The sequence below is a fragment of the Mesorhizobium sp. DCY119 genome (genome assembly GCF_003590645.1).
GTDB lineage: Bacteria > Pseudomonadota > Alphaproteobacteria > Rhizobiales > Rhizobiaceae > Mesorhizobium_M.
Genome location: NZ_CP031834.1, coordinates 764,931 through 774,020 on the forward strand (window position 1 = coordinate 764,931; position 9,090 = coordinate 774,020).

Consider the following 9,090-nt stretch of genomic DNA (forward strand, 5'->3'; position numbering starts at 1 on the left):
CGCGGGTGCGGTCCGCAGTCCCATGGTTGATCTTTCGGTGGCAAACCGGGTAGCTTGCGCGGCATGTCAGACAGAAAATCGAGCGGCGGCGCGTTCCTCATTGCCGCATTCGCCATGATCCCGCTGTTGCTGGTCGCCTCCTGCGTTTCGGAAGGACATGCCGGCAGTGCTGCCGCCAAGGCGGCGGGCACGGAAACGACCAGTCAACCAAGCCACGCGACATACAGCTGCGGCCCGAGAGGCACGCTGACGGTCGACAATTTCCGCACCTCGGTGAAGCTGGTCGATCCCGAAGGCGAAAGCGTCGATCTACCCGCTTCGCCCGCCACGCAGCAGTCGCGCTACGGCGAAACGCCCTATGCGCTGGTGCTGGACGGCAAGGAGGCGCTCTACATGAAAAGCGGCAAGGAACCGGTGACCTGCAATCGCTGATTCGCCGTTCTGGTTGCGCTGCAACACAGCGCGATCCGAAAGCGGCGCCCCTGCTCTTGTCGCCGATGGTTCAATTCACCGTGTTTTGTCATGCAGGCTTCAATCGATTGAAGCGGAAACAGTGACTTGACCCTCTCGCGCTTTTGACGAAATAGCTCTTCCGAAACGCTTTTCCGGCTTTGACGCGGTGCAAAAAGCGCATTAGAACGCGGCTGTCCGAAGTCGCATTCCGAGAAGGCCACGCCGCATTCCCGCATCGGCACCTTCGGAATATTTCGGGCGACGAAAGGGGAGCCATGAGCAAATCACCAGCCACCCAAGCAAGGCCTCTGTCGCCGCATCTGACGATCTATAAACCGCTGATCACGATGACGATGTCGATCATCCATCGTATCACCGGCGGGGCGCTTTATTTTGGCACGCTGCTGGTCGCCTGGTGGCTGATCGCGGCAGCGACATCAGAGCAGTATTTCGACTTCGTCAGCTGGGTTCTTGGAAGCTGGATCGGCCGTCTCGTGCTGTTCGGCTACACCTGGGCGCTGATGCAGCACCTGATGGGCGGCATCCGCCACCTGATCTGGGATACAGGCGCCGGGCTTGAAAAGCGCACCGCCTCCAAGATCGCCTGGGCAACGGTGATCGCGTCGGTCGTGCTGACCGTGCTCATCTGGGTCGCCGGCTACATGGCGCGGGGGATGTGATCATGGCTGATATGCGCACACCTCTCAAAAAAGTCCGCGGCTTGGGCTCGGCCCGCGAAGGCACCGAGCATTTCTGGCGCCAACGGCTGACCGCCATCGCCAACATTCCGCTCACCCTGTTCTTCATCGGCCTGCTGGTCTCGCTCAACGGCGCCAGCTACGCCGAAGTGCGGGCAGTGCTTGCCAATCCCTTCGTGGCGCTGATCCTGGCGATGTTCCTGATCTCCGGCCTCTATCACATGCGGCTCGGCATGCAGGTCATCATCGAGGACTATGTGCATGGCGAGGGCGGCAAGCTGGCGCTCATCGTGCTCAACACGTTTTTCACCATCGCGGTCGGCGTTGCTTCGCTCTTCGCCCTGCTCAAAATCGCATTCGGGGGCTGACCATGGCCAAGGATCAAAAAGGCAATGGCGCGGCACCGGCCGGTGACGGTTACACCTATGTCGACCACAAGTTCGACGTGGTGGTGGTTGGAGCCGGCGGCTCGGGCCTGCGCGCCACGCTCGGCATGGCCGAGCAGGGGCTGAAGACCGCCTGCATCACCAAGGTTTTCCCGACGCGCTCGCACACAGTTGCGGCACAGGGCGGCATTGCCGCCTCGCTGTCCAACATGGGGCCGGATTCCTGGCAGTGGCATATGTATGACACCGTCAAGGGCTCCGACTGGCTCGGCGACATGGACGCCATGGAATACATGGTCAAGCAGGCGCCTGCGGCCGTCTACGAGCTCGAGCATTACGGCGTGCCGTTCTCGCGCACCGAGGAAGGCAAGATCTACCAGCGGCCATTCGGCGGCCACATGATGAACTATGGCGACGGCCCGCCCGTGCAGCGCACCTGCGCTGCCGCAGACCGCACCGGCCACGCCATATTGCACACGCTTTACGGCCAGTCGCTGAAGCATAATGCGCAGTTCTTCATCGAGTATTTCGCGCTCGACCTGATCATGTCGGACGATGGCGTCTGCACCGGCGTCGTCGCCTGGAACCTCGACGACGGCACCATCCACCGCTTCTCGGCCAAGATGGTGGTGCTGGCCACTGGCGGCTATGGCCGCGCCTATTTCTCGGCGACCTCGGCCCATACCTGCACCGGCGACGGTGGCGGCATGGTTGCCCGTGCCGGCCTGCCGCTGCAGGACATGGAGTTCGTGCAGTTCCACCCGACCGGCATCTACGGCTCGGGCTGCCTGATCACCGAGGGTGCGCGCGGCGAAGGCGGCTATCTCGTCAACTCCGAGGGCGAGCGCTTCATGGAGCGCTATGCGCCGTCGGCCAAGGACTTGGCCTCGCGCGACGTGGTTTCACGCTGCATGACGCTGGAAATCCGCGAGGGCCGCGGCGTCGGCAAGAACAAGGACCACATCTTCCTGCACCTCGACCATCTCGATCCGGCCGTGCTGCATGAGCGCCTGCCGGGCATTTCGGAATCGGCAAAGATTTTTGCCGGCGTCGACGTGACCCGCGAGCCGATCCCGGTTCTGCCGACCGTGCATTACAATATGGGCGGCATTCCCACGAATTACTGGGGCGAGGTGCTGAACCCGACCAAGGACAATCCCGACCGCGTGTCGCCCGGCCTGATGGCTGTCGGCGAGGCCGGCTGTGCCTCGGTGCACGGTGCGAACCGCCTCGGCTCCAATTCGCTGATCGATCTGGTGGTGTTCGGCCGCGCTGCCGCCATCCGCGCCGGCGAGGTGATCGACCGGGCGGCACCCATTCCGCCGATCAACGAGAAGTCGGTCGAGAAGATCATGGCCCGCTTCGACCGCCTGCGTAACGCCAATGGCAGCACGCCGACGGCTGTTCTTCGCGAGAAGATGCAGAAGATCATGCAGGAAGACGCCGCCGTGTTCCGCACCCAGGAATCGCTGGCGCAGGGCTGCAAGCGCATGTCGGCGCTGTGGAGCGAGCTCAAGGACGTCAAGGTGTTCGACCGCTCGATGATCTGGAATTCCGATCTCGTCGAGACGCTGGAACTGGAAAACCTGATGGCCAATGCCATACCTACCGTCTACGGCGCGGAAGCGCGCAAAGAGAGCCGCGGCGCGCATGCGCGCGAGGATTTCGACAAGCGCGACGACGCCGGCTGGCGCAAGCACACGCTGGCCCATGTCGCCGAGGACGGCAAGGTGACGCTCTCCTACCGGCCGGTTCACACCGAGCCGCTGGTCAGGGAAGAAGACGGCGGCATCAGCCTGGCAAAGATCGCGCCCAAGGCGCGGGTCTATTGATCGAGGGATAATCGAGATGGTCGAACTTACCCTTCCCAAGAACTCCCAGATCAGACAGGGCAAGACCTGGCCGAAGCCGGAGGGCGCCACCAATCTGCGCGAATACCGCATCTATCGCTGGTCGCCGGACGATGGCGAGAACCCGAGCATCGACACCTATTTCGTCGACATGGACGATTGCGGGCCGATGGTTCTCGACGCGTTGTTGTGGATCAAGAACAACATCGACCCGACGCTGACCTTGCGCCGTTCCTGCCGCGAGGGCATCTGCGGCTCCTGTGCCATGAACATCGACGGCTCGAACACGCTGGCCTGCACCAAGGGCTGCGACGATATTTCGGGCGCGATCAAGATCTATCCGCTGCCGCATATGCAGGTGGTCAAGGATTTGGTGCCGGACCTGACAAATTTCTACGCCCAGCACCGCTCGATCGAGCCCTGGCTGAAGACCGTCTCGCCGGAGCCGGCCAAGGAATGGCTGCAGAGCCATGACGACCGCGCCAAGCTCGACGGGCTCTACGAGTGCATCCTGTGCGCCTGCTGCTCGACCTCGTGCCCGAGCTACTGGTGGAACGGCGACCGCTATCTCGGCCCGGCAACGCTGCTGCAGGCCTATCGCTGGCTGATCGACAGTCGCGATGAGGCAACCGGCGAGCGGCTCGACAATCTCGAAGACCCGTTCCGGCTCTACCGCTGCCACACCATCATGAACTGCGCGCAGACTTGCCCCAAGGGTCTCAACCCGGCCAAGGCGATTGCGGAGATCAAGAAGATGATGGTGGAGCGGCGGGTTTAGGCGCCGTTGGTGCGTCCTTCGAGGCTCGCCGTTTGGAGTTTGCTCCTAACAGCATAGGGGCGTGCGGGCTCGCACCTCAGGATGAGGGGCGTTTTGCCCCGGTTGGAAGCTCTAAAGGGTTCCGGTGTTCTTGGCACGCTGGCGGTAGATCGATATTAAAGCTTGCGCGACCTTCCTCATCCTGAGGTGCGAGCCTGTTTGAAATGTCCGCGCTTGATGCGGCGTTTGATGGCGAGCCTCGAAGGACGCACGATCAGCCACATAGCGAGTTCATGAACATGTCAGATGGCGCCACAGACCTCCCCGTCCTCAATCCCTCAGAAGCCCGCGTACTCGGTTGCCTGATCGAGAAGAAGGAGCTGACGCCGGATGTCTATCCGCTGACGCTCAATGCGGCCCATGCCGCCGCCAACCAGAAAACGGCGCGCGAGCCGGTCATGGCGCTGGAGCAGGGGGAGGTGCACCGGGCGCTGAAGCTGCTTGAGCAGAAGGGGCTGGTTCGCCAGGTTTTCGGCTCGCGCGTCGAGCGCTACGAGCATCTTGCCACGCAGCGCTTTTCGATGACTTCGCCGCAGATCGCCATTGTCGGCCTGCTCCTGCTGCGCGGGCCGCAGACGGTGAACGAGCTTCTGGCGCGCAGCGAGCGCATGGCGCGGTTCCCGTCGGTAGACGAACTGCGCGAAGAACTCGACATGCTGATCGGCAAGCGCCCGGCGCTGGTGCAGGAAATCGGTCGTGGCCCCGGCCAGCGCGAGGACCGCTACGCCCATCTTCTGAGCGGGCCGGTCGATGTTGCCGCATTTGCAGCGCAGCGCAGCGTGTCATCCGTGCCGGCGTCTGATCTCGAGGTGCGGATACAGGCGCTGGAAGAAGAGGTCGCTGCCTTGCGTGCCCGCCTCGACGCGCTGGGCGCCTGAGCCGGCGACCGAAGATCGGCCCGGAACCAGTCCGTCACCTGAATAATCACGCCAGCGTGTTTCAGCTTGATTTTGAAACCTCTTGCGGTTCGGCTACGTCTTTACCGCAGGAGGATGTTTCATGGTGCGCAGAGCTTTCGCAGTAACCTGTCTTGCACTTGCTGCCGCGCTGTCAGCGCCGGCAGGTGCTGCATTCGCCAAGACGCAGACGGCGATCTTTGCCGGCGGCTGCTTCTGGTGCGTAGAATCGGACTTCGACCATGTGCCGGGCGTGACTTCAACCACCTCCGGCTATATCGGCGGCACGAACGACAATCCCACCTATGAGGATCACACCGCCGCCGGACACCGCGAGGCCGTGAAAATAGAATTCGACGATACCAAGACCAGCTACGACAAACTGCTCGACGCCTTCTGGCATTCGGTCGACCCGACGGATGGCGGCGGCCAGTTCTGCGACCGAGGCCACAGCTATACGACCGCGATCTATGCGGTCGGCGCGGAGCAACTGGCCGAGGCGGAGAAATCGAAGGAAGCGATCGCGGAGGTGCTGAAGCAGCCGATTGCCACGGAAATCGTGGCCGCACCGACCTTCTGGCCGGCCGAGGATTACCATCAGGATTACTACAAGAAAAACCCGGTCCGCTACAAATACTACCGCTATTCCTGCGGGCGCGACGACCGCATCGATGCCGTGTGGGGTAAGGCCGCGCATCAGGGCATCGCCGCGCACTGAGCGCGAGCTGCCGGAACGAAAAACGGGCGCACAGGGCGCCCGTTTTCATTTAACGAAAGATCAGGCGAGGCTGGCGTTCAGCGTGACCTTGATTGCGCCGAGCGCCTTGGAGACCGGGCATTCGGCTTTGGCCTTCTCGGTCAGTTCCTTGAATTTGGCGGCGTCGATGCCGGGCACCTTGCCGGTGAGCGTGATGGCGCTTTCGGTGATGCCGGTGCCGGGAATGAGGGTGACCACCGCCTTGGCATTCAGTTCGTCGGCGGGCGTGCCGTTTTCGGCCAGGAAATGCGACAGCTGCATGGCAAAGCAGCCGGCATGGGCGGCGGCGATCAGCTCTTCCGGATTGGTGCCGGATTTGCCGCTCTCGTCCTCGAAACGCATCTTGAAGGAGTAGGGCGCGGCCTTGAGGGCGCCGCTCTGGGTGTCGAGCGTGCCGGTACCCTCGGTGAGCGTTCCCTTCCAGATGGCGGTGGCGTGACGGTTCATGAGGTTCTCCCATTTGATTTTGCAGGCCGATGATGCGGCGACGGGTTGAATATAGCGCGCCTTTCCGCATCTGCCATGTGTGACGGCTTTCGGGGCATGCGAAAAAAGTCGATGTCAAAAATGTCGGGAAGCCGGAGCGCCTGTCGTCCTAGGGGCGGCCACGGAATGTTTCCGTGGCGTGTGCAGGAGGTTCGAATGTATTCGCTGCTTCACGCCGATCTTGGAAAGATCGTCCCCAAACCCGGTCAGGTGACTGCCGGCGGCTTTTGTATCCCGTCATCTGGCGTTGCGCGCCTGCTGGTCATGCTGACCGTCATATTTTCTGCCGTGCATGTTCTCGATGTCGCATCGTCCTATGCTCCGGACAGGCAGCCGGACCTTCTTGCGCAGGCAGATGTCACCTATGAGAGGAGATAGATCATGAAATATGTTTGCCTCGTCCATGGAGCAGAAGCCAAGCTCCATGCCATGTCGCCCGCCGAAATGAAGGCGCTCGACCACGACTCCGGTGCCTATGACGACGCGCTCACCGCCAGCGGCCATCTGATCGTCGCGCAGGCGCTGCAACCGGTTAAGGTCACGAAAACCGTCAGGAGCCGGAAGGGCAAGGCGCTGGTGACGGACGGTCCCTTCGCCGAGACCAAGGAGCAGCTTCTCGGGTTCATCATGATCGAGGCCAGGGATTTCGAAGAGGCGGTGGAAATCGCCGGCAAGATCCCGCTGGCAAAGCTGGGCGCGATCGAGGTGCGGCCTGTCTATAATTTTCGCGGAGACTAGCCCGAGGCTCGTGCAAATCGTCGAGCGTGCAACTTTTGCGTGTTGAAAGGAGGAATTAGTTTCCTTATCCTGCCGCCGTTTTCGGGGGATTTGGCATGCATATCCTGATTGCTGCGATCGGCCTTATGGGGGCTGCCGCCTTCTGGTGGTACCGGGTCAAATATATGAGCGAGGCGGCAAGTGAGGTCGCCGATGCGGTTGGCCGCGTGCGCGGCTCGGTGCGGCGCAAGAAGCTGCGCAAGCAGGCCGCACTTTCGCCGCTCACGGCCATCGACGATCCCGTCGTGGCGGCGGCGACGCTGATCACGGCGATCGTCTCGGAAGACACCCCGCTGACGCCGGCGCACGAAACCGCCATTCGGGAGGCCGTTTCCGGCATCACTGATGCGAAGAAAACCGATGAGGCCGTCATCTATGGCAAATGGGCTGCGTCGCAGATCGATGATGCGAATGTGGTGATCGACAAGCTTGCGCCGTTTCTGCGCGAGCGCCTGGATGCGGATGAGCGGGAAGAACTGGTCACGATGGTCGAGGGCGTCGCGCGGGCGTCAGGCGAGCGCTCTTCGGCCCATGATCAGCGCGTGCGACGCCTGCGCCAGAAGCTCGGCTTCGAGATCCACTAATCGATCCCTGGACGCAATTCCGGATGCTGCGTAGTTTTCCCGGAATTGTTTTCAGATCGACTCGCCCCGCAAAAGCCGCGGCGTGTTGCCGGTCAGGCCGGACGCCTGCCTTATGAAGAAAGACTTCATGCGCGGCATGCGGTCGACGAGGCCGAGGCCGATGTCGCGGGCAGCGCGCAGCGGGCCGAAATCATTGGAGAACAGGCGGTTCAGCACGTCGGTGGTGACGCCCATCTGCACCGTGTCGAAACGGCGCCAACGCTCGTAGCGCTGCAGCACGTCGAGCGCGCCGATGTCCTGGCCGAGCCGGTCGGCCTCGACGACTGTTTCTGCCAGCGCTGCCGAATCCTTGAAGCCGAGATTGAGCCCCTGGCCGGCGATGGGGTGGATGCCGTGGGCGGCATCGCCGGCGAGCGCGAAGCGTGGCGCGACGAAGGCGCGGGCAAGGGTGAGTCCCAGCGGCCAGGCGCGGGGCTTGCCCTCGACGCGCAATTCTCCGAGCTTCAGGCCGAAGCGCTGTTCCAGTTCGCTTTCGAAGACGAGTTCGTCGCTGGCGACCAGCCGCTCGGCGTCGGCGGTGCGCTCGGTCCAGACGATGGAGGAGCGGTTGCCGGTCAACGGCAGGATGGCGAAGGGGCCAGCTGGCAGGAAATGCTCTTCGGCACGGCCATTGTGCGGGCGTTCATGAGCGATGGTGCAGACGATGCCGGACTGGCCATATTCCCATTTCACCGTCTTGATGCCGGCCATGTCGCGCAGCCGCGAATTGACGCCATCGGCGGCGACCAGCAGCTTGGCTCCCAGCGACGTGCCGTCGGCAAGATGGATGGCGATGCCGGCAACGCCGGTCTCGAATGAGCTGACGGCGACGCCTTCTATGATGTCGATACCGAGTTCACCAGCGCGGCGGCGCAGCGCGCCGTTCAGCACCTTATTGGCGACCATGTGGGCGAAGGGTTCGCCGGGCGCAACTTCGCCGTCGAAGGTCAGGTAGATCGGCCGGACGGGATCAGCAGTGCGCGAATCGGTGACGATCATGTCGGTGATCGGCTGGGCCTGCGGCAGGATTTCGTCCCAGCAACCGAGGCGGCCGAGCATGCGGCAGGCGGCGGCGGCGATTGCCGAGGCGCGGGTGTCGCGCTGCCACACGCCTTCGGGTGCGGCGTCGACCACGGCGATGGCGAGATTGGGACGCGCCTGCTTCATCGAGACGGCAGCGGCAAGACCGACATAGCCCGCGCCCGCAATCAGCACGTCGAGCGTCGGTTCCTTGCGGTGTGTGCCTGCGTTTCCAGCCATCGCTCTATCCTCCGTCACTTTCGCTTCGCCTTGACTTGGGCGAATGTTCCTGTTGGAAACCGTGCCAATTCCTTCGCTTCGAAAAGG

At 62.8% G+C, this 9,090-nt stretch carries 12 protein-coding genes; 10 read left to right on the top strand and 2 right to left on the bottom strand.

What is annotated here, in order from left to right:
* The first annotated feature begins 63 nt into the window (after positions 1-63).
* The 7 genes from DZG07_RS03640 (at position 64) to msrA (ending at position 5,818) form a co-directional block, all read left to right on the top strand.
* A complete protein-coding gene (locus tag DZG07_RS03640; RefSeq protein WP_119814357.1) occupies positions 64-432 on the top strand; it encodes a hypothetical protein in 369 nt (122 codons plus the stop codon).
* A gap of 296 nt (positions 433-728) precedes the next feature.
* A complete protein-coding gene (sdhC, locus tag DZG07_RS03645) occupies positions 729-1,133 on the top strand; it encodes a succinate dehydrogenase, cytochrome b556 subunit (RefSeq protein ID WP_091908758.1) in 405 nt (134 codons plus the stop codon).
* A gap of 2 nt (positions 1,134-1,135) precedes the next feature.
* Complete coding sequence (sdhD, locus tag DZG07_RS03650) at positions 1,136-1,519, top strand: succinate dehydrogenase, hydrophobic membrane anchor protein (protein ID WP_091908761.1); 384 nt, start codon at positions 1,136-1,138, stop codon at positions 1,517-1,519.
* A gap of 2 nt (positions 1,520-1,521) precedes the next feature.
* Positions 1,522-3,369: a succinate dehydrogenase flavoprotein subunit gene (gene sdhA / locus DZG07_RS03655; RefSeq protein ID WP_119814360.1), complete on the top strand. Its 1,848-nt coding sequence runs from the start codon at positions 1,522-1,524 to the stop codon at positions 3,367-3,369.
* Positions 3,370-3,385: 16 nt separating this feature from the next.
* Complete coding sequence (locus DZG07_RS03660; RefSeq protein ID WP_091908766.1) at positions 3,386-4,165, top strand: succinate dehydrogenase iron-sulfur subunit; 780 nt, start codon at positions 3,386-3,388, stop codon at positions 4,163-4,165.
* A gap of 278 nt (positions 4,166-4,443) precedes the next feature.
* Positions 4,444-5,082 (top strand): DUF480 domain-containing protein, encoded by a 639-nt coding sequence (locus DZG07_RS03665; RefSeq protein ID WP_119821367.1) that lies wholly within the window; start codon positions 4,444-4,446, stop codon positions 5,080-5,082.
* Positions 5,083-5,203: 121 nt separating this feature from the next.
* On the top strand, positions 5,204-5,818 hold the full coding sequence (gene msrA / locus DZG07_RS03670) for a peptide-methionine (S)-S-oxide reductase MsrA (RefSeq protein ID WP_119814364.1): 615 nt from the start codon (positions 5,204-5,206) through the stop codon (positions 5,816-5,818).
* Positions 5,819-5,878: 60 nt separating this feature from the next.
* Here msrA and DZG07_RS03675 read toward each other — a convergent pair whose 3' ends face one another.
* On the bottom strand, positions 5,879-6,304 hold the full coding sequence (locus DZG07_RS03675; protein ID WP_119814367.1) for an OsmC family protein: 426 nt from the start codon (positions 6,302-6,304) through the stop codon (positions 5,879-5,881).
* 195 nt (positions 6,305-6,499) lie between these two features.
* On the opposite strand from DZG07_RS03675, the gene DZG07_RS03680 reads away from it, so the two are divergent.
* From DZG07_RS03680 to DZG07_RS03690, 3 genes are all read left to right on the top strand, one after another.
* The gene (locus DZG07_RS03680; protein WP_091908773.1) at positions 6,500-6,721 is read left to right on the top strand and encodes a hypothetical protein; all 222 of its coding nucleotides are present in this window, start codon (positions 6,500-6,502) and stop codon (positions 6,719-6,721) included.
* 3 nt (positions 6,722-6,724) lie between these two features.
* On the top strand, positions 6,725-7,081 hold the full coding sequence (locus DZG07_RS03685; protein WP_119814370.1) for a YciI family protein: 357 nt from the start codon (positions 6,725-6,727) through the stop codon (positions 7,079-7,081).
* Between the two features lie 95 nt (positions 7,082-7,176).
* Positions 7,177-7,704: a hypothetical protein gene (locus DZG07_RS03690; protein ID WP_119814373.1), complete on the top strand. Its 528-nt coding sequence runs from the start codon at positions 7,177-7,179 to the stop codon at positions 7,702-7,704.
* A gap of 51 nt (positions 7,705-7,755) precedes the next feature.
* Here the strand turns inward: DZG07_RS03690 and DZG07_RS03695 are convergent, their stop codons facing one another.
* Complete coding sequence (locus DZG07_RS03695; RefSeq protein ID WP_119814376.1) at positions 7,756-9,003, bottom strand: ubiquinone biosynthesis hydroxylase; 1,248 nt, start codon at positions 9,001-9,003, stop codon at positions 7,756-7,758.
* Positions 9,004-9,090 lie beyond the last annotated feature (87 nt).

Excerpts from the sequence above, each read along its gene's own strand:
- DZG07_RS03640 (WP_119814357.1), top strand. The coding sequence starts at position 64 with ATGTCAGACAGAAAATCGAGCGGCGGCGCGTTCCTCATTGCCGCATTC.
- sdhC (WP_091908758.1), top strand. The coding sequence starts at position 729 with ATGAGCAAATCACCAGCCACCCAAGCAAGGCCTCTGTCGCCGCATCTG.
- sdhD (WP_091908761.1), top strand. The coding sequence starts at position 1,136 with ATGGCTGATATGCGCACACCTCTCAAAAAAGTCCGCGGCTTGGGCTCG.
- sdhA (WP_119814360.1), top strand. The coding sequence starts at position 1,522 with ATGGCCAAGGATCAAAAAGGCAATGGCGCGGCACCGGCCGGTGACGGT.
- DZG07_RS03660 (WP_091908766.1), top strand. The coding sequence starts at position 3,386 with ATGGTCGAACTTACCCTTCCCAAGAACTCCCAGATCAGACAGGGCAAG.
- DZG07_RS03665 (WP_119821367.1), top strand. The coding sequence starts at position 4,444 with ATGTCAGATGGCGCCACAGACCTCCCCGTCCTCAATCCCTCAGAAGCC.
- msrA (WP_119814364.1), top strand. The coding sequence starts at position 5,204 with ATGGTGCGCAGAGCTTTCGCAGTAACCTGTCTTGCACTTGCTGCCGCG.
- DZG07_RS03675 (WP_119814367.1), bottom strand. The coding sequence starts at position 6,304 with ATGAACCGTCACGCCACCGCCATCTGGAAGGGAACGCTCACCGAGGGT.
- DZG07_RS03680 (WP_091908773.1), top strand. The coding sequence starts at position 6,500 with ATGTATTCGCTGCTTCACGCCGATCTTGGAAAGATCGTCCCCAAACCC.
- DZG07_RS03685 (WP_119814370.1), top strand. The coding sequence starts at position 6,725 with ATGAAATATGTTTGCCTCGTCCATGGAGCAGAAGCCAAGCTCCATGCC.
- DZG07_RS03690 (WP_119814373.1), top strand. The coding sequence starts at position 7,177 with ATGCATATCCTGATTGCTGCGATCGGCCTTATGGGGGCTGCCGCCTTC.
- DZG07_RS03695 (WP_119814376.1), bottom strand. The coding sequence starts at position 9,003 with ATGGCTGGAAACGCAGGCACACACCGCAAGGAACCGACGCTCGACGTG.